At 68.7% G+C, this 23,411-nt stretch carries 24 protein-coding genes; 18 read left to right on the forward strand and 6 right to left on the reverse strand.

Going from position 1 to position 23,411, the window contains the following annotated elements; genetic code table 11:
* The first annotated feature begins 238 nt into the window (after window positions 1-238).
* Both MWN33_RS14855 and MWN33_RS14860 read left to right on the forward strand, forming a co-directional pair.
* Entirely contained in the window at window positions 239-424 is a 186-nt protein-coding gene (locus tag MWN33_RS14855) for a hypothetical protein (RefSeq protein ID WP_247201818.1), read from the forward strand.
* Window positions 425-771: 347 nt separating this feature from the next.
* Window positions 772-1,770, forward strand: coding sequence for a Tim44 domain-containing protein (locus tag MWN33_RS14860; protein ID WP_247201819.1), 999 nt, complete (start codon window positions 772-774; stop codon window positions 1,768-1,770).
* A 55-nt stretch (window positions 1,771-1,825) separates the two neighbouring features.
* Here the strand turns inward: MWN33_RS14860 and MWN33_RS14865 are convergent, their stop codons facing one another.
* Both MWN33_RS14865 and uvrB read right to left on the reverse strand, forming a co-directional pair.
* Window positions 1,826-2,215, reverse strand: coding sequence for a DUF805 domain-containing protein (locus tag MWN33_RS14865; protein WP_247201820.1), 390 nt, complete (start codon window positions 2,213-2,215; stop codon window positions 1,826-1,828).
* 113 nt (window positions 2,216-2,328) lie between these two features.
* Complete coding sequence (gene uvrB / locus MWN33_RS14870; protein ID WP_247201821.1) at window positions 2,329-4,911, reverse strand: excinuclease ABC subunit UvrB; 2,583 nt, start codon at window positions 4,909-4,911, stop codon at window positions 2,329-2,331.
* 353 nt (window positions 4,912-5,264) lie between these two features.
* Here uvrB and MWN33_RS14875 point away from each other — a divergent pair, with 353 nt between their 5' ends.
* The 8 genes from MWN33_RS14875 (at window position 5,265) to MWN33_RS14910 (ending at window position 11,474) form a co-directional block, all read left to right on the forward strand.
* Complete coding sequence (locus tag MWN33_RS14875; RefSeq protein ID WP_247201822.1) at window positions 5,265-5,963, forward strand: cysteine hydrolase family protein; 699 nt, start codon at window positions 5,265-5,267, stop codon at window positions 5,961-5,963.
* Window positions 5,964-6,027: 64 nt separating this feature from the next.
* A complete protein-coding gene (locus MWN33_RS14880) occupies window positions 6,028-7,635 on the forward strand; it encodes a regulator (protein ID WP_247201823.1) in 1,608 nt (535 codons plus the stop codon).
* A 124-nt stretch (window positions 7,636-7,759) separates the two neighbouring features.
* The gene (locus MWN33_RS14885) at window positions 7,760-8,113 is read left to right on the forward strand and encodes a cupin domain-containing protein (RefSeq protein ID WP_247201824.1); all 354 of its coding nucleotides are present in this window, start codon (window positions 7,760-7,762) and stop codon (window positions 8,111-8,113) included.
* A 111-nt stretch (window positions 8,114-8,224) separates the two neighbouring features.
* Window positions 8,225-8,803 carry a hypothetical protein gene (locus MWN33_RS14890; protein WP_247201825.1) on the forward strand — a complete coding sequence of 193 codons (579 nt, stop codon included), beginning with the start codon at window positions 8,225-8,227 and terminating at the stop codon, window positions 8,801-8,803.
* A gap of 29 nt (window positions 8,804-8,832) precedes the next feature.
* Entirely contained in the window at window positions 8,833-9,513 is a 681-nt protein-coding gene (locus MWN33_RS14895; RefSeq protein ID WP_247201826.1) for a ribonuclease T2 family protein, read from the forward strand.
* A gap of 7 nt (window positions 9,514-9,520) precedes the next feature.
* Window positions 9,521-10,396, forward strand: coding sequence for a 23S rRNA (adenine(2030)-N(6))-methyltransferase RlmJ (locus MWN33_RS14900; RefSeq protein ID WP_247201827.1), 876 nt, complete (start codon window positions 9,521-9,523; stop codon window positions 10,394-10,396).
* 121 nt (window positions 10,397-10,517) lie between these two features.
* Window positions 10,518-10,733: a cold-shock protein gene (locus MWN33_RS14905; protein WP_247201828.1), complete on the forward strand. Its 216-nt coding sequence runs from the start codon at window positions 10,518-10,520 to the stop codon at window positions 10,731-10,733.
* 132 nt (window positions 10,734-10,865) lie between these two features.
* The gene (locus tag MWN33_RS14910; RefSeq protein WP_247201829.1) at window positions 10,866-11,474 is read left to right on the forward strand and encodes a glutathione S-transferase family protein; all 609 of its coding nucleotides are present in this window, start codon (window positions 10,866-10,868) and stop codon (window positions 11,472-11,474) included.
* Window positions 11,475-11,604: 130 nt separating this feature from the next.
* Here the strand turns inward: MWN33_RS14910 and MWN33_RS14915 are convergent, their stop codons facing one another.
* Together MWN33_RS14915 and MWN33_RS14920 are read right to left on the reverse strand one after the other, a co-directional pair.
* Window positions 11,605-12,255: an outer membrane protein gene (locus MWN33_RS14915; protein WP_247201830.1), complete on the reverse strand. Its 651-nt coding sequence runs from the start codon at window positions 12,253-12,255 to the stop codon at window positions 11,605-11,607.
* Between the two features lie 376 nt (window positions 12,256-12,631).
* Window positions 12,632-13,240 (reverse strand): outer membrane protein, encoded by a 609-nt coding sequence (locus MWN33_RS14920; RefSeq protein ID WP_247201831.1) that lies wholly within the window; start codon window positions 13,238-13,240, stop codon window positions 12,632-12,634.
* Window positions 13,241-13,592: 352 nt separating this feature from the next.
* Here MWN33_RS14920 and MWN33_RS14925 point away from each other — a divergent pair, with 352 nt between their 5' ends.
* On the forward strand, window positions 13,593-14,366 hold the full coding sequence (locus MWN33_RS14925; protein WP_247201832.1) for an SDR family oxidoreductase: 774 nt from the start codon (window positions 13,593-13,595) through the stop codon (window positions 14,364-14,366).
* 15 nt (window positions 14,367-14,381) lie between these two features.
* Here MWN33_RS14925 and MWN33_RS14930 read toward each other — a convergent pair whose 3' ends face one another.
* Entirely contained in the window at window positions 14,382-15,329 is a 948-nt protein-coding gene (locus MWN33_RS14930; RefSeq protein WP_247201833.1) for a DMT family transporter, read from the reverse strand.
* Window positions 15,330-15,523: 194 nt separating this feature from the next.
* Between MWN33_RS14930 and uvrC the strand changes: the two genes are divergently transcribed.
* The 4 genes from uvrC to MWN33_RS14950 all read left to right on the forward strand — a co-directional run bounded on the left by uvrC (window position 15,524) and on the right by MWN33_RS14950 (window position 19,165).
* On the forward strand, window positions 15,524-17,656 hold the full coding sequence (uvrC, locus tag MWN33_RS14935) for an excinuclease ABC subunit UvrC (RefSeq protein ID WP_247201834.1): 2,133 nt from the start codon (window positions 15,524-15,526) through the stop codon (window positions 17,654-17,656).
* A 148-nt stretch (window positions 17,657-17,804) separates the two neighbouring features.
* Entirely contained in the window at window positions 17,805-18,443 is a 639-nt protein-coding gene (gene pgsA, locus MWN33_RS14940; RefSeq protein WP_425532011.1) for a CDP-diacylglycerol--glycerol-3-phosphate 3-phosphatidyltransferase, read from the forward strand.
* Window positions 18,440-18,691, forward strand: a complete 252-nt coding sequence (gene moaD / locus MWN33_RS14945) for a molybdopterin converting factor subunit 1 (protein WP_247201835.1) — start codon at window positions 18,440-18,442, stop codon at window positions 18,689-18,691. The genes pgsA and moaD overlap by 4 nt, the downstream gene beginning before the upstream one ends.
* 15 nt (window positions 18,692-18,706) lie before the next feature.
* Window positions 18,707-19,165, forward strand: coding sequence for a molybdenum cofactor biosynthesis protein MoaE (locus tag MWN33_RS14950; protein ID WP_247201836.1), 459 nt, complete (start codon window positions 18,707-18,709; stop codon window positions 19,163-19,165).
* Window positions 19,166-19,525: 360 nt separating this feature from the next.
* On the opposite strand, the gene MWN33_RS14955 is transcribed toward MWN33_RS14950, so the two are convergent.
* Window positions 19,526-20,416, reverse strand: coding sequence for a branched-chain amino acid aminotransferase (locus MWN33_RS14955; protein WP_247201837.1), 891 nt, complete (start codon window positions 20,414-20,416; stop codon window positions 19,526-19,528).
* Window positions 20,417-20,665: 249 nt separating this feature from the next.
* Between MWN33_RS14955 and MWN33_RS14960 the strand changes: the two genes are divergently transcribed.
* The 3 genes from MWN33_RS14960 (at window position 20,666) to MWN33_RS14970 (ending at window position 23,404) form a co-directional block, all read left to right on the forward strand.
* Entirely contained in the window at window positions 20,666-21,250 is a 585-nt protein-coding gene (locus MWN33_RS14960; protein ID WP_247201838.1) for a MarR family winged helix-turn-helix transcriptional regulator, read from the forward strand.
* Between the two features lie 64 nt (window positions 21,251-21,314).
* Window positions 21,315-22,004 carry a response regulator gene (locus MWN33_RS14965; protein WP_425532012.1) on the forward strand — a complete coding sequence of 230 codons (690 nt, stop codon included), beginning with the start codon at window positions 21,315-21,317 and terminating at the stop codon, window positions 22,002-22,004.
* Window positions 22,001-23,404 (forward strand): ATP-binding protein, encoded by a 1,404-nt coding sequence (locus tag MWN33_RS14970; protein WP_425532013.1) that lies wholly within the window; start codon window positions 22,001-22,003, stop codon window positions 23,402-23,404. The genes MWN33_RS14965 and MWN33_RS14970 overlap by 4 nt, the downstream gene beginning before the upstream one ends.
* The last annotated feature ends 7 nt before the right edge of the window (window positions 23,405-23,411 follow it).

The following is a 23,411-nucleotide window of genomic DNA, read 5'->3' on the forward strand; positions in this document are numbered from 1 at the left end:
TTGCGCGGGGATTGCGTCCCCCATGCCACAGCCGGTGATTTTCTCGGCAATTGCCCCAGAGCCGCCGCGATTCTGAACGAAACCCCCGCCAGCATGAACGGGTCGATCAGGAAAGATTCAGGGTTACCCGTTTATAACCATGATCGTGAAGACGGCGTCGCCAGCGTGCGGCGCCGGAAGAGAAACGGCCGCGAGGCCGGTATCGCTTAAGCGTATGCGTAACAGGAAGGACCTTGAAATGCCCCCCGTCATGAACCGCAACGAGGTTCAGACCCCCGCTGCCCTGCCGTCTGCCAAGACCCCCTTCGATCAGCCGGCCACCATTGCCGCCGTGCGCCCCGCCGTTCCCGGCGAGCGCAAGGTGGAGAACGTGAACGCTCCGGTCGGCTCCATAGCCGCCATCGAATCGCGTCTCGGCTTCTGACGGACGCCCCGCCCGCCGGTTCTTCCGACGGCAGGGGACGGATGTGCCGCGCGCGACGCCACCCGGCGCCGCGCTGTCGCGGAAGGTGCGAGTCCGCCCTTTGGCGGTATTCCGGCGCGCCACCGGCGCCGTTTCGCGGGAAAGACGGCTTCCTCACGTGGAAGTGCGCGACCCCGGAATATCTTCCCGATGCTGGCCGTGCGCGGCTTTCGCCCCGCGTTTGCTCCCCTCGCGCTCCCCTTCCCGCACGCGCGTGTCGCCCGCGGGGGGTGGCATTCCGGCGCGGTCTCCCCCATATGGATGACGTTGCGGCATGTGCCGCGTGCGTTCACTGGAGAGGCATTCCCTTGCGATCCCTGCGTCTGCGTCCCGCCGCCATGCGCCTCGCGCTCGGCGCCCTTCTCGTCGCCGCCGGCGTCTTCGTCGCCAGCGACTTCGCCGAGGCCCGCGCCGGCCGCAGCATGAGCATCGGCAGCCGTGGCTCCCGCACCTGGTCGACCCCGGCGCCCACGCCGACGGCGCCCTCCGCCCAGACCATGCAGCGTTCGGCGACGCCCCAGGCCCAGCCCGGCGCCTCGAATCTCGGCGCGGCGACGGCGGCCCGTCCCGGCGGCTTCTTCAACCGTGGCGGCTTCATGGGCGGGCTGATGGGCGGCCTGCTCGGCGCCGGCCTTTTCGGCCTGCTGATGGGTTCGGGCTTCTTCTCCGGCCTCGGCAGCCTCTCCGGCATTCTCGGCCTGCTGCTTCAGGTCGCGCTCATCTTCATCGTGGTGCGCCTCGTCATGGGGTGGATGCGCTCGCGCAACCAGCCCTCCTATGCCGGCGGTGCGCGGCCTGAGCCGATGGCCCGCGAGGCGCTGAACGGCGCCAGCGCGCCGATGGGCGGCTCCAGTGCCGGCGCGGCGCCGCGCGCCGGCTTCGGCACCGGCCCGCGCGGCCGGCCGATCCAGCTTCAGGGTAGCGATTTCGACAGCTTCGAGCGGCTGCTCGGCGAGGTGCAGGGCGCCTATAGCCGTGGCGACCGTGCCGCGCTCGCCGGTCTCGCCACGCCCGAAATGGCCGGCTACCTCGCCGAGGAACTCGACGAACTCGACCGCGACGGGCTGGAGAACCGGCTCGGCGACGTCAAGCTGCTGCAAGGCGACCTCTCGGAAGCCTGGGCGGAGGACGGCAGCGAATACGCCACCGTCGCCATGCGCTACGAGCTGACCGACGTGACCGTCGAGAAGGCCACCGGCCGCGTGGTGCAGGGCGACCCGCAGCGCAAGGAACAGGCGGTGGAGTTCTGGACCTTCGTGCGCAACCCGCGCGGCGAATGGAAGCTCAGCGCCATCCAGCAGGGCTGAACGGCGTCTTCTTCCAGAGATCGGAAAGGGCGGCGCAAGCCGCCCTTTTTGCTGGTCAGGGCGCCAGCGGGTCCGGGCCGAAGCGGTTCGGGCCCGGCGTGCCCTTCACCATGAACCAGAAGAAGACGACCAGCGCGCCGATGCCGGTGATGCCGATCAGCAGCCACCAGCCGGTGCGGTCCATATCGTGGAAGCGGCGCGCCGCCAGCGCAATGGAGGGAATGATCAGCGCCAGCCCGACCAGCGTGGTGATGGGCGTGAAGGCGGTCATCTCGCCATAATGCACCAGCGCATAGGTGCCGAAGATCGCCGTGTCGATGACGCTGGTGGCGATGTTCACGAGGATCGAGAACACCACCCACCACCAGTATTCCGAACGCGGCGCACGGCCGGTGAAGGTCGAATAATTACCGAGAACGCTGGAAACAGCCTGCGTGAAGGTCATCGCATCCCCCTGCCGTGACCCGCAACGCACGACATGCCGCGCGCGATCCGGCATCGCGCAGGGGAAGCTTTCTGCCGCTCGACGTCAATGCGGGACCACGCGGATAGCTGGAGTCACCGCTTCGGCGCGCGCCTTCCGCCCTTGCGGTAGCCCTTGGTCATCGGGTCCGGGCGCTCGGGGCGCACCCAGTCCTCCACCCGCAGCGGCTCCGTCCGGTCGGTACCCGGTCCCATGTCGTCGAGCGAGGGCTTGACGACGCGCGAGCCGGTCCCCTCGGCGTCGTAGCGAGCCTGCGCCTCGTCGGCGCGGGCCTCTTGGCCGGACGAGACATGGCCCGGCGAGGAGCGCCGCCCCGCCTTGCCGCCGGCCCCGCTTTTCTTCTCCGGCAGGTTGGCGGCGCGCCCATATTTGCGCTCGCCGCGATAGCCGCCGGTGCGCTCGTCCACATTCTCCTGCCGCGCCAGCGGATCGTCAGAGAGCACCAGCTCGGTCGCCTGCAGCCGCTTGATCTCGTCGCGCAGCCGGGCGGCCTGCTCGAAGTCGAGATCGGCCGCCGCCTTGCGCATGCGCTTCTCCATGTCGGCGATGACGGTGGCGAGGTTGTTGCCATAGGTGGCGGCGCCCTCGGCGAGGCCGGAATCGACCGTCACATGGTCGCGCTCATAGACGCTCTCCAGAATGTCGCCGATCGCCTTGCGCACGCTCTCGGGCGTGATGCCGTGCTCGACGTTCCACGCCACCTGCTTCTCGCGGCGGCGCTGCGTCTCCGCCATCGCCCGTTCCATCGAGCCGGTGATGCTGTCGGCATAGAGCAGCACGTGCCCGTCCACATTGCGCGCGGCGCGGCCGATGGTCTGGATCAGCGAGGTCTCCGAGCGCAGGAAGCCTTCCTTGTCGGCGTCGAGGATCGCCACCAGCCCGCATTCCGGGATGTCGAGCCCCTCGCGCAGCAGGTTGATGCCGATCAGCACGTCGAAGGCGCCGAGCCGCAGGTCGCGGATGATCTCGATGCGCTCGATGGTGTCGATGTCCGAATGCATGTAGCGCACGCGGATGCCGTTCTCGTGCAGATATTCCGTCAGGTCCTCGGCCATGCGCTTGGTGAGCACCGTCACCAGCGTGCGGTAGCCCTTCGCCGCCGTCACGCGCACCTCGCCGAGCAGGTCGTCGACCTGCGTGCGGGCCGGGCGCACCTCGATCTCGGGATCGACGAGGCCGGTCGGGCGGATCACCTGCTCGACGAAGACGCCGCCGGTCTTCTCCATCTCCCATTTGCCGGGGGTGGCGGAGACATGGACGGTCTGCGGGCGCATCGCCTCCCATTCCTCGAAGCGCAGCGGCCGGTTGTCCATGCAGCTCGGCAGGCGGAAGCCGTATTCCGCCAGCGTCGCCTTACGACGGAAGTCGCCGCGATACATGGCGCCGATCTGCGGGACGGTGACATGGCTCTCGTCGCAGAAGATCAGCGCATTGTCGGGCACATATTCGAACAGGGTCGGCGGCGGCTCGCCGGGCTGGCGGCCGGTGAGCCAGCGCGAATAGTTCTCGATGCCGGCGCAGCTTCCCGTCGCCTCCATCATCTCAATGTCGAAGGTGCAGCGCTGCTCCAGACGCTGGGCCTCCAGCAGCCGGCCCATGGCGTTGAGCTCGTCGAGCCGCATCTTCAGCTCGGCCTTGATGCCGTGGATGGCCTGGATCAGCGTCGGGCGCGGCGTCACATAATGCGAATTGGCGTAGAGCTTGACGAATTTCAGCTCCTGCGACTTCTGACCCGTCAGCGGATCGAACTCCTGGATGCTCTCCACCTCGTCGCCGAACAGCGAGACGCGCCAGGCGCGGTCCTCGTAATGGGCGGGGAAGATCTCGATGACGTCGCCGCGCACCCGGAAGGTGCCGCGCCCGAAATCGCCTTGGGTGCGCTTGTACTGGAGCGCCACGAGGTCGGCGAGAAGCTGGCGCTGGTCGATCCGCTCGCCCACCTCGATCTTGAAGGTCATCGAGGCATAGGTCTCGACCGAGCCGATACCGTAGATGCAGGAAACCGAGGCGACGATGATCACATCGTCGCGCTCCAGCAGCGAGCGGGTGGCCGAATGGCGCATGCGGTCGATCTGCTCGTTGATCGACGATTCCTTCTCGATGAAGGTGTCGGTGCGCGGCACATAGGCCTCGGGCTGGTAGTAGTCGTAGTAGGAGACGAAATACTCCACCGCATTGTCGGGGAAGAAGCTCTTGAACTCGCCATAGAGCTGCGCCGCCAGCGTCTTGTTCGGCGCCAGCACCAGCGCGGGGCGCTGCAGGCGCTGGATGACGTTGGCCATGGTAAAGGTCTTGCCCGAGCCGGTGACGCCGAGCAGCACCTGGTCGCGCTCGCCCTCGCGCGCCGCCGCCACCAGTTCCTCGATGGCCTGCGGCTGGTCGCCATTGGGCGTGTAGTCCGACTTCAGCACGAATTTGACGCCGCCCTCGGATTTCTCCGGCCGGGCCGGGCGATGCGGCACCCAGAGCTGGCCGTCGACTTCGGGACGGCCGCTCTCGATCAACGCCGACAGCGCGGCGACGGTGGCGGAGGCGCCCGAGGTCGGCGCCACGCCGAGTTTCTCGGCGAGGACGGGATCGAGCGTGGCGGATTGCGCGGGCTCGAAGGCGCGCTGGGAGCGCTCCGAGAATCCGCCGGGACGTGCTGCTTTGGCCATGGCGCGAATATGGGGTCGGATTCGGCCGCTGCAAAGGCGGATCGTCCCCGCGCGAAGGCAAGCGGCAGAGGGAGCCCATGCCGATCCACCCGCACGGCGGAGGTCAGAGCGCAGCCGCCATCGACGGCCAACATGAAGGCAACGCCAACATAACGACTAAATTTTGACCACCGTGACCCATCTCTGCGCGCCAATGCGGAAGGTTGGCTCTCCCATCATGTGAAGAGATCGTTGTTTTACAAATGGTTGCGTCGTGGAAGCCGTTGGCATGGGCGATGCATACACCAATGCATACAACGAACGTTGCGCGGTTCGCTGCCGCGCCTGCCCCTCACCGCCGCAGCGGAGCCGCCATGCCCGACACTCTTCTCGCCGCCGAGCCGGCGCCCCTCGCCTTCGATCCGGCGCGCGCGGCGCTGGTTATCATCGACATGCAGCGCGATTTCCTCGAACCCGGCGGCTTCGGCGAGACGCTCGGCAACGACGTCTCGCTGCTGCAGGCGGCCGTCGGCCCCTGCCAGCGCGCGCTGGCGGCGGCGCGGGCGACCGGCATGCTGGTCATCCATACTCGCGAGGGCCACCGCCCCGACATGGCCGACGCGCCGCCGGCCAAGGTGGAGCGCGGCGCGCCCACCGCGCGCATCGGCTGCGCCGGGCCGATGGGTCGCATCCTCATCCGTGGCGAGGCCGGGCACGACATCATCCCGGAGCTCTATCCCGCCGCCGGCGAGGTGGTCCTCGACAAGCCCGGCAAGGGCGCCTTCTACCAGACCGACCTCGAACTCATCCTGAAGAATCGCGGCATCGACACGCTGCTGGTGGCCGGCGTCACCACCGAGGTGTGCGTGCACACCACCATCCGCGAGGGCAATGACCGTGGCTATCGCTGCGTCGCGCTCGCCGATTGCTGCGCCTCCTACTTCCCGGATTTCCACCGCGTCGGCCTCGACATGATCAAGGCGCAGGGCGGGATCTTCGGCTGGGTCTCCGACTCGGCGGCGCTGGTCGCCGCCCTCGGCAACAAGACTGCGGCGCGCTCCAGCGCCGCCTGACGCCGCTCCCGGCGCCCCGCGTGAGCCTGTCACCCGTCATTTGTCCTTCGAGGGATTGCCAGAAATGTCCGCGACCGAAATGACCCCGATCTCACCCGCCCGCATGGGCACGCGGCCGACGCTGTGGACGCCGGGCGACTGGAACGCCCTGTTCGGCTTCGGCACGAACATCCTCGTCAACATGCTGGTGCTCACCGGCCTGCTGCAATTCGTGCTGAAGATGCCGCCGGAAATCGTCTTCGGCCGCATCCTGCCGGCGGTCGGGCTGATGATGTTCCTCTCGACCGCCTATTACGCCTTCCTCGGCTACCAGCTCGCGAAGAAGACCGGCCGCGACGACGTGTGCGCCCTGCCTTCGGGCATCAGCGTGCCGCACATGTTCGTCGTCACCTTCGTCATCATGCTGCCCATCGGCGCCGCCACCGGCGACCCGGTGCAGGGCTGGGAGGCCGGCCTCGTCTGGGTGTTCTTCCAGAGCTTCATCCTGATGATCGGCGGCTTCGTGGCGCCGTGGATCCGCAAGATCACCCCGCGCGCGGCGCTGCTCGGCACGCTGGCGGGCGTCTCCATCGCCTTCATCGCGATGCGCCCGGCCTTCGAGATCTTCTCGACCCCGGTCATCGGCCTCGTCTGCTTCGCCATCATCATGGTGAGCTGGTTCGGCGGGGTGAAATATCCCAAGGGCATTCCCGCCGGCCTCGTCGCCATCGCGGTCGGCATGATCATCGCCTGGGGCTCGACCCTGTTCGGCCTGAATTATGGCGGCATGAGCGTCGCCAAGGTCGGCGACGCCTTCGCCAATTTCGGCTTCTCGGTGCCGCTGCCGGCCTTCGACCACGTGTTCCACGGCTTCAAGTATCTCGGCATCATCCTCGTCACCGCCATCCCCTTCGGCATCTACGATCTGGTCGAGGCGATGGACAATGTGGAAAGCGCCGAGGCAGCGGGCGACCACTATCCCACCACCCGCGTGCTCACCGCCGATGGCGTGGTCAGCCTCATCGGCTGCCTGATGGGCAACCCCTTCATCAACGCGGTCTATATCGGCCATCCCGGCTGGAAGTCGATGGGCGGGCGCATCGGCTATTCCGCCGCCACCGGGCTGATGGTGATCCTGCTCTCGTGGTTCGGCATCATCGCGCTGCTGCTGGCGCTGATCCCGGTCGTCGCCATCTCGCCGATCCTGCTCTACATCGGCATGCTGATCGGCGCGCAGGCGTTCCAGACGACGCCGGCCAAGCACGCGCCGGCCGTCGTACTGGCGCTGACGCCGCACCTCGCCGCCTGGGCGAAGCTGCTGATCGACAATTCGCTCGGCCTCGCCGGCACGTCGGCGGCCGCCATCGGCATCGAGAAGATGGGCCAGGTCGGCGTGCTCTATCACGGGCTGGAGGTGATGGGCGGCGGTGCCATCCTGGTCGGCCTCGTGCTCGGCGCCATCGGCGTCTTCGTGGTGGAACGGCAGTTCGTCAACGCGGCCGCCTTCGCCCTCGCCGGCGCGGTCCTCACCTTCTTCGGCTTCATGCATGGCGAGATGGTCGGCCTCGCTGTGAGCCCGACGGTGGCGGTCGCCTATCTCCTGGTCGCCGGCTTCCTCTTCGCCTGCGCGAAATACGCGGCGCTGGAGGAGGCGCCCTCCGTGCTGCACGCAGAGCCCGCACCGGCGGAATAGCCTATTCGCTTCGACGCTGGGGGGCATCGAAGCGGCTTGAGGCGGCGCGGTTCATCCGGCAGGATGGCCGCGCCGTTCTTGTGCGACACCCCCGTCCGCCCGACGTCCCATCCGCCGAGGCCATATGTCGTTCCTGCTGCCCTTCGACCCCGCGACCCTCGGTGAGCCGGAGGAGACCGTGCCCCTGCCCGAGCGCATCGTCTCGGGCGACCCGCGCCATCTGACCTGGAACTTCGAGACCCTGCCGGACGGCGCGCTGTTCGCCGGCATATGGGAATCCTCGCCCGGCGCCTGGCGGGTGGACTATGAGGAATGGGAGTTCTGCTCGCTCACCGCCGGCGTCTCCATCCTCCACGAGGACGGCGCGGCGCCGGTGACGCTGAAGGCCGGCGACAGCTTCGTCATCCGGCCCGGCTTCAAGGGCGTCTGGGAAGTCGTCGAGACGACGCGCAAGCTCTACGTCATCCGGCTGATCTGATCCGCGCCTCTCCGCGACGGTGCCCGAATCCGGCACAGTGTGGCCTTGCCGTCATTGACCCTGCGCGGATGCCGACGCATCTTCCCGAACAACGGGTTTGGGAGACGTGCGATGCGTGCCGACGGCAAGGGTACCACGAAGGCGAAGGGCCTTTTCGGGCGGACCATCAGCGCCCTCGCGGCGGCCGGCCTGCTGACGGCCTCGCTGGGCAGCGCGGAGGCGGCCAACTTCTTCGAGAAGAACTTCTGGCTGTCGGGTCCGAACTACAGCGGCAATGTCCCGGCCTGCGACACGCCGTCGGCGCTCTCCCATATCCAGCGCAACTTCGCGACCACCGAATCGCGCTTCTGGAACTCCAGCCTCACCATCGACAGCTTCGAGCGCGTCCGCGAGATCGCCTTCCGCCCGTGGGGCGCCGAGAACATTCCGCGCCGCTACTGCAGCGCCGAGGTGATCGTCTCCGGCGTCGAGGGCACGCCGAGCTTCGGCACGGAAGGCGCCTATGGCAGCGGCGCCTATCAGGGCGGCAAGGTGGGCAAGGTCGCCAGCGGCCCGCGCCGCCACACCGTTTGGTACTCGATCGTCGAGGATGGCGGCTTCATCGGCTTCTCCTGGGGCGTGGAATGGTGCGTCGAGGGTCTCGACCGCTCCTGGACCTACGCGCCGGACTGCCGCATGGCCCGGCCCTGAGGCCGCTTGCCCGCCGCCGGCGTCGCGCGATGGCGTGCGTGATTCGTGCCTTTCCCGCGTGGCTTCTCCTCGCCGCGCTGGCTTCCTGGCCGCAGCTTGCCCTCGCCCAGCAGAAGGGCGAGCCCGGCCGCTTCGACCATTACGTGCTGGCGCTGTCCTGGTCGCCCTCCTATTGCGAGGCGATGGGGGAGCGCGCCGAGCCCGCGCAATGCGCCACCGCCCGCCCCTTCGCCTTCGTGGTGCACGGGCTGTGGCCGCAATATGCGCGCGGCTGGCCGGAATCCTGCCTCAGCCCCGCGCCCTACGTGCCCGAGCCGGTGCTGCGCTCCATGCTCGATGTGATGCCGAGCCGCCGCCTCGTGCTGCATGAATGGCGCACCCACGGCACCTGCGCCACGCCCGACCCGGCCGCCTATTTCGACAAGGTGCGCCGCGCCTATGAAGGCGTGACCATTCCCGACGCCTTCCGCCGGCTCGACGCCTACCGCATGGTGTCACCGGGCGAGGTCGAGGCCGCCTTCCGCGCCGCTAATCCGGGCCTAGGCGCGGACATGATCGCCGTCGACTGCGACGGGCGGCGGCTGAAGGAAGTGCGCATCTGCCTCGACCGCTCCCTCGGCTTCGCCTCCTGCCCGGAGGTCGACCGCCGCGCCTGCCGTGCCGAGCGGGTGGTGATGCCGCCGGTGCGCGGGGCGACGGCGCGGCCGTGAGGACAGCATGAACTACCGCCACGCCTTCCACGCCGGCAATTTCGCCGATGTCGTCAAGCATGTGGTGCTGGCGCGCATCCTCGCCTATCTCGCCCGCAAGGATGCCGCTTTCCGCGTCATCGATACCCACGCCGGCGCCGGGCTCTACGACCTCGCCGGCGACGAGGCGCGCCGCACCGGCGAGTGGGAAGGCGGCATCGGCGCCGTGCTGCGCGCCCGCTTCGCGCCGCCGGTCGCCGAACTGCTCGCGCCCTGGCTCGACGCGGTGCGTGCGGTGAATGTCGCCGCCGCGGACGATGCCGAACTCGCCGCGCGGCTGCGCCATTATCCCGGCTCGCCGCTCATCGCGCAGGCGCTCACCCGCCCGCAGGACCGGCTGCTGTTCTGCGAGACGCAGCCCGGCGTGCGCGAGGCGCTGACCGAGGCGGTCGGGCGCGACGCCCGCGCCAAGGTGCTGGCGACGGACGGCTGGCAGGCGCTCGGCGCCTATCTCCCGCCGAAGGAGCGGCGCGGCCTCGTGCTGGTCGACCCGCCCTTCGAGGAGCCGGGCGAGTTCCACCGCCTCGCGCAGGGGCTCGCCGAAGCGCATCGGCGCTGGTCGACCGGCATCTACGCGCTCTGGTACCCGATCAAGGACGTGCGCGCCGTCGACGCCTTCCGCCGCGAGATCGAGCGCGCCGGCATCCCCAAGACGCTGAACGTGCAGTTCGACCTGCGCGCGGTGCGGCAGGCCGACACCATGACCGGCTGCGGGCTTATTATCGTCAACCCGCCCTTCACGCTTGCGGAGGAACTGCGCAGCGTGCTCTCGGCCCTCGCGCCCGTGCTCGCCACCGACGGCGCCGGCCGCGTGCGGGTCGGCTGGCTGACGCCGGAACGCTGAGCGCCCTCAAGAACCGCCCGTCCAAACCCCGCGTCATCATCCGGCATCGGTCTTGCTTTAGCTTCGCCAGCGTAACGAACCGGCGGGCGGGCGCGGCCGTCCGAGGGTAAGGAGCAGGCGCATGGCCACCATGGGTACCGTCAAGTTCTTCAACACCGAGAAGGGGTACGGCTTCATCCGTCCGGACGACGGCGGACGCGATGTGTTCGTGCATGTCTCGGCCGTCACGCGCTCCGGGCTCGGCACGCTCGCCGAGGGCCAGCGCGTCAGCTTCGAGGTGGAACCGGACAAGCGCGGCAAGGGCCCGAAGGCCATCGACCTCCAGCCGGCCGACTGATAAGCGTTCCGCGAGGCCGGGGCGCGGCGCCCCGGCGGGGCGGGCTGTGCCGGGCATGTCGTTCAGGGCATGCCGTTCCGGGGCGGAGCGCCCCTGACAGGCGTTCCGCCTGCGACAACGGCTTGCCCCGCGATGAAACTGCGCTCCTCTCCTCCCTCGCCCTTCGGCCGCAAGGTCAAGATCGCCGCCGTCCTGTGCGGAATCCATCTCGATGTCGTGGCGGCCGATACCAGCGATCCCGCCGAGCCGCTGCGCGTCCAGAACCCTCTGGGCAAGATCCCCGTGCTGCTGCGCGACGACGCCGCGCCGATCTACGATTCCCGGGTGATCCTCGACTATTTCGACGCGACCGCCGGCGGCGGCGTGATCATCCCGGCCGCCGGCGAGGCGCGCTACCGGGTGCTCACGCTGCTGGCGCTGGCGGACGGCATCAGCGACGCCGCGCTGCTGCAGGTCTATGAGAGCCGCTTCCGCACCGAGCAAGAACGCAGCGAAAAATGGGTGGACCATCAGGCCGGCAAGGTCGCGCGCGGCCTGCGGGCACTTGAGGAGGCGCCTCCGGCCAAAAGCGACGTCAGCGCCGACGCCGACGCCGGCGAGATCGCACTCGCCTGCGCGCTCGGCTATCTCGACCTGCGCTTCGCCGGCGCCTGGCGGGCCGACCATCCCGCGCTGGTGGCGTGGCTGGACGCCTTCGCCGCACGTGTGCCTGCTTTCGAGGCAACCCGCCCGGCCGCCTGAGCGGGACCGCGTATCGCGTGCCCGTACGGGCACGCCGCGCCAACGAAAAAGGCCCCGGCCGGGCGGAGTTGTCCGCCGGGCCGGGGCCTTCATCCTGTCAGGTGCCGGAGACCGGCCCCGGTACGTGCCGTCAGAACTTGTAGTTCACGCCGGCGCGGACGATGTTGGCGGTCAGGCCGCTCTTGTCGCCGATGCTGTTGTAGTAGTCCTCGCCGAGATCCATGTAGAGATACTCGGCCTTGACGGTCCAGTTGTTGGTCAGGGCGTATTCGAGACCGCCGCCGGCCGTCCAGCCCACCGCCGTGTTGCTGGAGCTCAGGCCGAGAAGGGTATCCTTGACCTCGTTATGGCCCCAGGCGAGACCGCCGGTGACATAGGGCAGCACATTGCCCATGGCGTAGCCGAGGCGGGCGCGCACGGTGCCGAAATAGTCGAGCTTGGACTCATAGCCGTAGATGCTGGTGTCCTTGAGGTCGCCGCCCTGGAAGTCGGCCTCGGCGCCGAGCACGACATTGTTGTCGAACTGGTAGTTGAAGCCGATCTGGCCGCCGCCGATGAAGCCGTCCGGGTTGAGGCCGAGCGTGTCCGCCGCGCCCTCGCCATTGGCCCAGGCATAGCCGGCATTGGCGCCGAGATAGAAACCGGTCCAGGTGAAGACCGGCTCGGCGATGACGGCTGCCGGCGCCTTGGTGGGATAAGGCTGGGGCAGGTCAGCGGCGAAGGCCGGGGCGGCGGCGAGAAGGGCGACGGCCGCGACGCCCGAGCTGATGATCTTCTTCATGGGTACACTCCGGTAGAAACGGTAACGAGAACGAGGAACGCGTTCGGTCGGAGTGTGAAGTAGAAGCCCAGATGGGCGCGTCGAGGGCCGGAATGCGGCGGAATAGGTCGCCGGACGACCTCGGATTGCGGCAGGACATGCCCGCGACGGCGGGGAAAACCGCGTCAGCGCTCGGTTTCGGGCGGTATAATTGCGACCCACAGATCACGGAGAAGCGCAACAATTTCGCCACGATCCATCACACAAAGACGTGGGGCGTGGCAAAATTATCACGAATGTATCCCTGAAAGTGCGAAGGCCGCGCGCTCGCCGGGAGCACGCGGCCTTCATCTCGGATGGAACGGAATCGGGCGGCGCAGAACCGCCGCCCGCCAAATCAGAAGCGGTAATTGACGCCGGCGCGCAGCACGTTGGTGCTCACGCCCACGGCGCGCGGGCCGTCGATGGTCTGGTAGGTGGCATCGCCCAGGTCGACGTAGAGATACTCGCCCTTCACGCTCCAGTTGTTGTTGATGGCGTATTCGGCGCCGCCGCCGAGGGTCCAGCCGGTCTGGTTCTTGGAGTTCGACAGCCCCCAGGTCTCGTAGGTGCCGCTGCCATAGGCGAAGCCGCCCGTGCCGTAGACCAGGAACTGGTCGAAGGCGTAGCCGAGGCGCGCGCGGATCGTGCCGAAATAGTCGAGCTGGTAGACGCCGCTCGAAATGTCCGAGTACTGGATGTCGGTCTCGACGCCGATCACGAACGGGCTGGCGCCCTGCCAGTTGTAGCCGGCCTGCAGGCCGCCGATGAAGCCGTCAATATCCGGCGACCAGCCGGCGGTGCCCCAGCCATAGCCGGCATTGGCGCCCAAATAGAAGCCGGTCCAGGTGAACGGCATCGGGGCGGCCGCATAGGCGGCGGGCGCGGGATAGCTGAGGTCGGCCGCGGCCGCCGGAACGGCCAGCAGGGCGACAAGGCTGACGCCCGCGAGAATCGTGCTCTTCATCTTCGTCTCCTTAATCTCGTTCAGGCGCCGCATCCACGTGTGGAGCGCCGTTTCCGCCTGAGATAAGGCTGACAGTCCGATAAATGTATGATCGGAATCTTAGATGAACATGAAAGAATGCGTTATGCTTAAGCGAGCGTTTACGTGAGGTATCTGATTATATATTGTGATATAGACGATCTTCCCCAATCGACTGCATGTCTGTTGCATTGAATTGTCGAAACAATTCGCCGTTTATTGGTTAGCGAAAGGTTGACACCGGCGGCGCGGGAGGTGATCCGGTGCCGCATGCGGGACGTAGATCGGGGGCGCGCCGATGGACGGTGCCGCCAGAGCATCGCATGAATACCTCATGACCGTTCTCCCCTCCCCTTCTCCCCGCCCCGTCGCCCTCGTCACCGGCGGCGCCGTGCGCATCGGCCACGCCATCGCCCGCCGGCTGGCGGCGGAAGGCTACGATCTCGCCCTGCATGTGCGCCGGTCGGGACCGGCGGCGGAGGCCGCCCGCGCGGAGTTCGAATCGCTTGGCGCGCGCGTCGCGGTGGTCGCGGCGGAGCTGTCGGACCCGCGGGCGGTCGCCGGCGTGGTGCCGGCCGCCGTGGCGGCGCTCGGCCCGCTCGCTCTCCTCGTCAACAACGCCTCGGAGTTCCACCCCGACGCGGCGGGCGGTCTCGATCTCGACCTGTGGGACCGGCATTTCGCCATCAACCTGCGCGCCCCGGTCTTCCTCGCCGAAGCCTTTGCCGCGCAGCTTCCCGAAGGCGCGGGAGGGGCCGTCGTCAACGTCATCGACCAGCGGGTGCTGAAGCCGACGCCGGCCTATTTCTCCTACAGCCTGACCAAGCAGGCGCTGTGGGGGGCGACGCGCATGCTCGCCCAGGCGCTGGCGCCGCGCGTGCGCGTCAACGGCGTCGGCCCCGGCCCGACGCTCGCCAATGCGCGGCAGGACGGCGACGCCTTCGCCCGCCAGTCCGGCTCGGTGCTGCTCGGGCGCGGCCCGACGCCGGAGGAGATCGCCGAGGCCGTCATCTATCTCGCGCGCGCAGAAAGCGTCACCGGCCAGATGATCGCGGTCGATGGCGGCCAGCACCTCGCCTGGCGCACGCCGGACGCGGAAGACGATTGATCGCGGCCCGCCGCCTCAGCGCCGGCGGGCGTCGCTGATGGTGAACCAGCTGATGCTCAGCATCACCACCGCCGCGCCGGCAAGCTCGGTGGCGTTCGCCCTCTCGCCGAGAATGAGCACCGCCATCACCATGGTGGCGACCGGGCTCACCGTGCTGATCATCGAATTGGCCTGTGCGGAGATGCGCTTGAGCGCGGCGTTCATGAAGAAGCTCGGCAGCACGGTGGCGCCGATGGCGATCATCACCGCCAGCGTCAGCCCGTGCGAGGAGACCGCCAGCGCCTCGACCGGGCGGATCAGCGCGAACTGCGTCAGCGAGACCGCCGAGGCCGAGATCATCGCGATGCAGGTGAACAGCGCCGAGCCGATGCTGCGCAGCAGGCTGCTCGCCATGAGCTGGTAGAGCGCGAAGCTGATCGCCGCCAGCCCGACGAAGAAGGTGCCCTTCACCGTGTTGGTGCCGTCTACCGAGAAGCGCTCGGCAAAGATCAGCGCCAGGCCCGCATAGGCCACGACAAAGGTCCACACCGCCTTGCGGCGGATCGGCTGGCCGAACAGCAGCGCGCCGAACAGCACGACGAAGAACGGATAGGTGTAAAGGATCAGCCGCTCGAAGGAGGCGGAGATGTATTGCAGGCCGAGGAAGTCAGAATAGGAGGAGAACCAGTAGCCCAGCGCGCCGACGCCGGCCGCCTTCAGCACCAGCATCGGCCCCGGCAGCGCCTCGCCCTTCGCCCGCAGGCGCATCACCGCTAGCGTGCCGATGACGAGATAGAAGGGCAGCGAAAACGCCATGCGCAGCGCCAGCAGCGTCTCCGGGTCGATGCCCTCGCCATAGGCGAGCTTGATGATGATGCCCTTGGAGGCGAACAGGATCGCCCCGGTCGCGCCGAGCGCGTAGCCGGTCAAAGGGAGGGCAGGACGGGCGGCCGCGCCGCCGGCGGGAGGGCTGGAGCTGGACATGATGCGCTCCCATAGACCCGTTCGCGCGCGAACACACGCGGCACGCACGCATGGCGGCCCGCCGCCCCGCGCATTCGTAACCTTGGGTCAGGCCGCTCCGGGTTCCCTCACCCGCTGCCCCCGGCCGGGGCATGCGGCGCGCCGCACGCGCAAGCCCCTGTTCGGCCCGCCCGCGAATACGTATCTAGGGGCACATGATCGCCCGCCCCAACGCCGACATGCCCGACACCGAACTCGACGAGGCCGAGCTGGCCGAAGGCGAGGACGAACTCGCCCTGCTGCCCGTCGAGGAGGAGGCCGAGCCGGCGCCCGGCACGGTCGCCATGGGACGCGCCGCCATCACCCGCGCCATCCGCCACGCGCCCAACGGGCCGGGCGTCTACCGCATGATCGGCGCCGACGGCGCGGTGCTCTATGTCGGCAAGGCCAAGAGCATCAAGAAGCGCATCGTCGCCTATACCCGGCCGGCCGGGCTCACCGCCCGCATCATGCGCATGGTGGCCGCCACCATGGAGATGGAGTTCGTCTCCACCGGCACCGAGACCGAGGCGCTGCTGCTGGAGGCCAACCTCATCAAGCAGCTGCGCCCGCGCTTCAACGTGCTGCTGCGCGACGACAAGTCGTTTCCCTATATCCTCATCACCCGCGACCACGCCTCGCCGCAGATCGCCAAGCATCGCGGCGCGCGCAACCGGCCGGGCGATTATTACGGCCCCTTCGCCTCGGTCTGGGCGGTCAACCGCACCATCAACGCCCTCCAGAAGGCGTTCCTCGTGCGCTCCTGCTCGGACAGCTTCTACGAATCGCGCACCCGCCCCTGCCTGCTGTTCCAGATCAAGCGCTGCGCCGGCCCGTGCACCGGCGAGGTCGGCCACACCGCCTACGCCGAGCTCGTGGATGAGGCGCGCGACTTCCTCTCCGGCCGCAGCCGCGCCGTGAAGGAACAGCTGGCCCATGAGATGGAGCAGGCCTCCGAGGAACTGGAATTCGAGCGGGCCGCCGTGCTGCGCGACCGCCTCGCGGCGCTGTCTGCCGTGCAGGGCACGCAGGGTATCAATCCCCGCTCGGTGGAGGAGGCGGACGTGTTCGCCATTCATCAGGAAGGCGGGGCGACCTGTGTGCAGGTGTTCTTCTTCCGCACCGGCCAGAACTGGGGCAACCACGCGCTCTACCCGCGCGCCGACCGCACGCTGGAGATCGGCGAGGTGCTGGAATCCTTCCTCGCCCAGTTCTACGAGGACAAGCCCTGCCCGCGCCTGATCCTGCTCAGCCACGACGTCGCCGAGCGCGACTTGCTGGAGGAAGCGCTGTCCACCCGCGCCGGCCACCGCGTCGAGGTCGCGACGCCCCGGCGCGGCGAGAAGCGCGAGCTGGTCGAGCATGCCCTGCAGAACGCGCGCGAGGCGCTCGGCCGCAAGCTGGCCGAGAGCGCCAGCCAGGCCCGGCTGCTCGACGAACTCGCCCGCGCCTTCGAGCTGAAGGCCTCGCCCCGGCGCATCGAGGTCTATGACAACAGCCACATCATGGGCTCGAACGCCGTCGGCGGCATGATCGTCGCCGGGCCGGAGGGCTTCTCCAAGAGCCAGTACCGCAAGTTCAACATCCGCTCGACCGAACTCACGCCGGGCGACGATTACGGCATGATGCGCGAAGTGCTGACGCGCCGCTTCTCGCGGCTGCTGAAGGAGAATCCGCGTGCGGGCACCTCGCCTCTCCCCGACGGGGAAGGGTCGACGGCGCAGCCGCCGGGTGAAGGTCAGCCCATGGTTCCTGCCCCGTCACCTCAACCCTTTCCCCCTCAGGGGGAGGAAGCGATGGCGCTCGCGGTGGAGAGGGAAGACGGCGGCGAACCCTCCGATGCCGCCTCCACCGCCTGGCCCGACCTCGTGCTGATCGACGGCGGCCTCGGCCAGCTCAAGGCGGCGCAGGAGACGCTGGCCGCTCTCGGCCTCACCGACGTGCCGCTCGTCGGCGTCGCCAAGGGGCCGGACCGCGATGCCGGCCGCGAGACCTTCTATGTCGAGGGCCGCCCGCCCTTCCGGCTGGAGCCGCGCGACCCGGTGCTCTATTTCGTGCAGCGCCTGCGCGACGAGGCGCACCGCTTCGCCATCGGCTCGCACCGGGCGCGGCGCAAGAAGGACATCACCCAGGCCGGGCTGCAGGAGATTCCCGGCGTCGGCCCGACGCGCAAACGCGCGCTGCTGCGCCATTTCGGGACGCTCAAGGCGATCGAACGCGCCTCGCTGACCGATCTTGAGGCCGTTCCGGGCGTGAACGCCGCCACCGCGCGGGCGGTGTACGATTTCTTTCACGCCCGCCCGTCATGATGGCGGCGGCGTCATCGGATGGCCGCAGCCGGCGCGCATCGTGATCGCGCGCGGGAAAGATGACCCGATCGGCGCGACGCGATTGACGCCCGCGCCCGGCGTGATTACGTGCCTTGCAATGGGGACTGGCAACGGGGACTGGCGAACCATGGTCGAAGTCGCAACGAGCCAGCAGACTCTACGGGAGCCGAAGGTGAGCCGGGGACACGCCTTCTCGCTGCCGAACATGCTGACCTATGGCCGCTGCGTGGCGGTGCCGCTGGTCGCCGCCTGCCTGTTCTGGTCCGACATTCTCGAAGGCGGCATCTGGCTGCGCTGGCTGGCGCTGGCGCTTTATGTCGTCGCCGCCATCACCGATTTCTTCGACGGCTATCTCGCCCGCGCCTGGTCGCAGCAATCGGCCATCGGGCGCATGCTCGACCCCATCGCCGACAAGCTGCTGGTCTCCACCTCGCTGCTGATGCTCGCCTCGGACGGCACGATCCGCGGCTGGTCGCTCTGGGCGGCTGTCGTCATCCTGTGCCGGGAAATCCTCGTCTCGGGCCTGCGCGAATTCCTCGCCGAGCTGCGCGTCAGCGTACCCGTTACCCGTCTCGCCAAGTGGAAGACCACGGCGCAGCTCGTCGCCGTCGGCGTGCTGCTCGTCGGCCCGGCGGCGGATCGCGTGGTGCCGGGCATCACGCTGGTCGGCGTCGTGCTGCTGTGGGTCGCGGCGCTGCTGACGCTTTATACGGGCTGGGACTATTTCCGCGCCGGCGCGCGGCATCTGATCGAGGACGACCGGTGAGGATCCTCTATTTCGCCTGGGTGCGCGAACGCGTCGGGCTGGAGAGCGAGGAGCTGGATGTGCCGGCGCAGGTGCGCACGGTGGCCGAGCTCGCGGCCTTCCTGAAGGAGCGCGGCGAAGGCTACGCCCATGCCTTCGAGAATCCGCGCGTGGTGCGCGCCGCGCTCGACCGCCGCCACGCCCGCCCCGAGGCGCCGCTGGGCGGTGCCCGCGAGATCGCCTTCTTCCCGCCCATGACGGGCGGCTGAGCCCGCGAGGTGAGCATGTTCACCGTCCGCATCCAGTCCGAGGATTTCGACGCCGCCGCCGAGGCCGCCGCGCTGGCACGCGGGCGCACCGACATCGGCGCGCTCGTCACTTTCGCGGGGCTCTGCCGCGCGCAAGACGCGCCCGGCGGCGCGCCGCTCATCGCGCTGACGCTGGAGCATTATCCCGGCATGGCCGAGGAGGAGATCGGCCGCCTGATCGAGCAGGCACGCGGGCGCTGGCCGCTGATCGGCGCCACCGTCATCCACCGCTTCGGGCGCATGGTGCCGGGCGACAACATCGTGCTCGTCGTCACCGCCTCCGCTCACCGCGCCGCCGCCTTCGAGGCGGCCGAGTTCCTGATGGACTGGCTGAAGACGAGCGCGCCGTTCTGGAAGCTTGAAGAGCGCGAGGACACCCGCGACTGGGTCGCCGCCAAGGACGCCGACGACGAGGCCGCCGAGCGCTGGAACTGACGAGCCGCCCGAAGCTGTCATCCCGGACGGCCGTCAGCCTTCGCATGACGGCAGCGGTGTATCCCGGCCCAGCGGAGCCGCAGGCGAAGCGCCGCGCCGGGACCCAGCGAAAGACTCCGCCGCAGGCGTCGACAACCCTTCTTGCGAACCTCCGAACCGACAAGGGCTCCGAACCGACAGGGCTCCGAGCCGACAAGGGCGGAGCGCAGTATCGACGCGCGACGCGGCGCCCCCTGGATCCCGGATCGGCGCCGCGCAGCAGCTTGTCCGGGACACGAGAGTGGACGAACGGATGCCCAAAAACGCCAGTGCCCGGCACAAGGCCGGGCATGACGTTCGTTCCGGTATGGGGGCGCTAGCTCACGCCGCCGCGGCGGCCTTGGGCTGCACCTCGGTCATGTAGTCGTCGAGCAGGGTCTTGGTGACAGGACCCGGCTGGTAGTGGCGGCCGGCGATCTCCGAGACCGGCGTCACCTCGGCGGCGGTGCCGGTGATGAAGCACTCGTCGAAGCTTTCCAGCTCCTCCGGCATGATCGCCCGCTCGATGACCTCGATGCCGCGCCGCCTGGCGAGCGCGATCACCGTCTGGCGGGTGATGCCGTTGAGGAACGCGTCCGCCTCCGGCGTGTGGATCACGCCGTCCTTCACGAAGAAGATGTTGGCGCCGGTGCACTCGGCCACGCGGCCGCGCCAGTCGAGCATGAGCGCGTCGGCATAGCCGTTGCGCTCGGCGGCGTGCTTGGAGATGGTGCAGATCATGTAGAGACCCGCCGCCTTCGAGGTCGAGGGCGCCGTCGCCGGGTCGGGGCGGCGGTACTTGGCCTCGTCGATGCGGATGCCCTTCAGCCGCTGCGCCGGGTCGAAATAGCTCGGCCATTCCCACGCGGCGATGGCGAGGTGGATCTGGTTGTTCTGCGCCGAGACGCCCATCATGTCCGAACCGCGCCAGGCGACCGGGCGCAGATAGGCGTCCTTCAGCTTCTGGCGCACGAGGATCTCGCGGCAGGCGGCGTTGATCTCCTCCTCGCTGTAGGGGATCTCGAAATCGAGCAGACGTGCGCTCTCCTTGAGGCGCAAGGTGTGCTCGTCGAGCTTGAAGATCTCGCCGCCATAGGCGCGCTCGCCCTCGAATACGCAGCTGCCATAGTGCAGCCCGTGGGTCAGCACATGGACCTGGGCATCCTGCCACGGCACGAAGGCGCCGTCGTACCAGATCCAGCCGCTGCGTTTGTCGAAAGGTTCGCTCGCCATGGTAAGTCTCCCAAACAGACCGCCGGCGCGCCATGGATGGCGCCGGCGCCTTCATGTCCTTCGACAGTGCGGCTTCGGCCCGAGATGCGAAAGCGCAATATTTTGCCTCGCAGCCGAAGTCCCGTTATCGTTCGCCGCTCCGCAAAGCGGGCGAATACTGCCCCGTTCCGGCCTGGATCGCCCGGCATGCCGAACGATCCTTTCGTCGAACGGGACATCTGGGTAACGATCATAACGAAAAAAGTCAACATGGCTGACATAAATGTCTCGATGACCCATCGTGCGGGCAAGGCCGAAACGGCCCCCTCGCCGCGCCCCGCCGGCGCGGGCGAGGTTGAGCCCATGCTCGACCTGATCGAGCTTTTCTTCTTTGCGTACAGGAACTTCGTCTCCGACCCGGATGAAATTCTCGGCGGCTTCGGCTTTGGCCGCGCACATCATCGTGTGCTGCATTTCGTCAATCGCCACCCGGGCATGCGCGTCACCGACCTGCTCGACATCCTGCGCATCACCAAGCAGAGCCTTGGCCGCGTGCTGCGCGAGCTGGTCGACCAGGGCTTCATCGACAGCCGCGCCGGCGCCTCGGACCGCCGCCAGCGCCTGCTCTACCTCACCCCAAAGGGCGAGGCTCTGGCGCAGGAATTCGTCGCCATCCAGTCGCGGCGCATACGCCGGGCGCTGGAGGAGACCGGCGGGGAATCGCGCGAGAACGTGCGCCGCTTTCTTGTCGCCATGATCGACCCCGAAGATCGCTCGCCGACCGAGAAGCTGATCGCGCGCGCCGATCAGGTGGCCGAGACGCGCGGCACCGCCCGCACCCGCCCGGCCGGCTGACGGGGACCCGCTTATGCTCGACGCCAATGCCGCCCCGGCCGACAACCCGAGGAACGCACGGCCCATGCCTGCCGACGACGCCTTCCACCTGTTGATCGTCGATGACGACCGGCGCATCCGCAGCCTTCTCTCGCGCTTCCTCTCCGAGCACGGCTATCGCGTCACCACGGCGGAATCGGCGGCGGATGCGCGCGCCCATCTGGCGGGCCTCGCCTTCGACCTGCTCATCCTCGACGTGATGATGCCCGGCGAGAGCGGCTTCGACCTGGCCCGCTCGGTGCGCACGACGTCCGCCGTGCCGATCCTGATGCTCACCGCCCGCTCGGAATCCGGCGACCGAATCGAGGGGCTGGAGATCGGCGCCGACGACTATCTCGGCAAGCCCTTCGAGCCGCGCGAGCTGCTGCTGCGCATCGGCAACATCATCAAGCGCGCCGCCCCGCCGCCGGCACAGGCCATCGAATCGGTGCGCTTCGGGCCGTTCGTCTTCCACCTTGCACGCGGCGAGCTGACGCGCGAGGGCGAGCTCGTGCGCCTTACCGACCGCGAGCGCGACATGCTGCGCGTGCTCGGCGAGAAGCCGGGCGACACGGTGCCGCGCCAGGCGCTGGTGGCGCCGGGCGTCGCGGCCGGCGACCGCGCGGTGGACGTGCAGGTCAACCGCCTGCGCCGCAAGATCGAACGCGATCCCGCCAACCCCGCCTATGTGCAGACCGTGCGGGGCGTGGGCTATCGCCTCGTCGTCGCGCCTTGAGCGTCCTCGACACCAGCATGGTGGGCGCCGCGCGCGCCCGGCTGCGCCTCACGCAGAAGCGCATGCGCGACAGCAATGCCCGCTTCGGCGCCTGGTTCAACCGGGTGATGCCGAAGGGCCTCTACGCCCGCTCGCTCATCATCATCATCACCCCGGTGGTAATCCTGCAGTCGGTGATCGCCTTCGTCTTCATGGAGCGGCACTACAACACGGTGACGCGGCGCCTCTCGGCCGCCGTCTCGCAGGACATCGCCGCCATCGCCGATCTGGCGGTCGCCTTCCCCACGCCCGCCGATCAGGAGCGCATCAAGCGGATCGCCCAGTTCAACATGGGCCTGACGGTGGAATTCCTGCCCGGCGAGCGGCTGCCGCCGCCGGGACCGAAACCCTTCTTCTCCATCCTCGACTCCTCCTTCACCAGCGAGCTGGTGAAGCGGCTGCGCCGGCCGTTCTGGACCGACACGGTGGGCAATTCGAGCCTGATCGAGGTGCGCGTCCAGCTCGACGGCATGGTGATGCGCGTCTTCGCCCGCCGCTCGCAGGCCTATCTCTCCAACTCGCACATCTTCCTCGTCTGGATGGTCGGCACCTCGCTCGTGCTGATGGCCGTCGCCATCCTGTTCCTGCGCAACCAGATCAAGCCCATCGAGGCGCTGGCGGACGCCGCCATCGCCTTCGGCAAGGGGCGCGACGTCTCCGGCTTCCGCCCGCGCGGGGCGCGCGAGGTGCGCGGCGCGGCGCTCGCCTTCCTGGAGATGCGCCGACGCATCGAGCGGCAGATCGAGCAGCGCACCACCATGCTGGCGGGCGTCAGCCATGACATGCGCACCATTCTCACCCGCTTCAAGCTGGAGCTGGCGCTGATCGGCGACACGCCGGACACCGAGGCGCTGCGCAAGGATGTGGACGAGCTCCAGAGCATGCTGGAGGCCTATCTCGCCTTCGCCCGCGAGGACGTGGCCGAGGCGCCGGTGACGGTCGACGTCGCCCGCCTCGTCGAGGATGTGCGCGCCAATGCCGAGCGCCACGGCGCCGAGGTTTCCGCCAGCTTCACCGGCGACCCCATGGTCATGCTGCGGCTCGACGCCTTCCGCCGCTGCCTCGCCAACCTCGCCGTCAATGCCTGCCGGCACGGCCGGCACATCGTCATCACCGGCACGCGCGACGAACGCTGGCTCACCATCTCGGTCGACGATGACGGCCCCGGCATCCCGCAGGACCGGCGCGAGGACGTGTTCCGACCCTTCGTGCGGCTGGACGATGCGCGCAATCAGGATGCCGGCGGCTCGGGCCTCGGCCTCACCATCGCCCGCGACGCCGCCCGCGCCCATGGCGGCGACGTCATCCTCGGCGACAGCCCGCTCGGCGGGCTGAGGGCGAGCGTGCGGATACCCGTCTGAGACCGGC

The sequence above is a fragment of the Ancylobacter koreensis genome, from assembly GCF_023016525.1.
In the GTDB taxonomy this organism is placed as follows: Bacteria; Pseudomonadota; Alphaproteobacteria; order Rhizobiales; family Xanthobacteraceae; genus Ancylobacter; species Ancylobacter koreensis.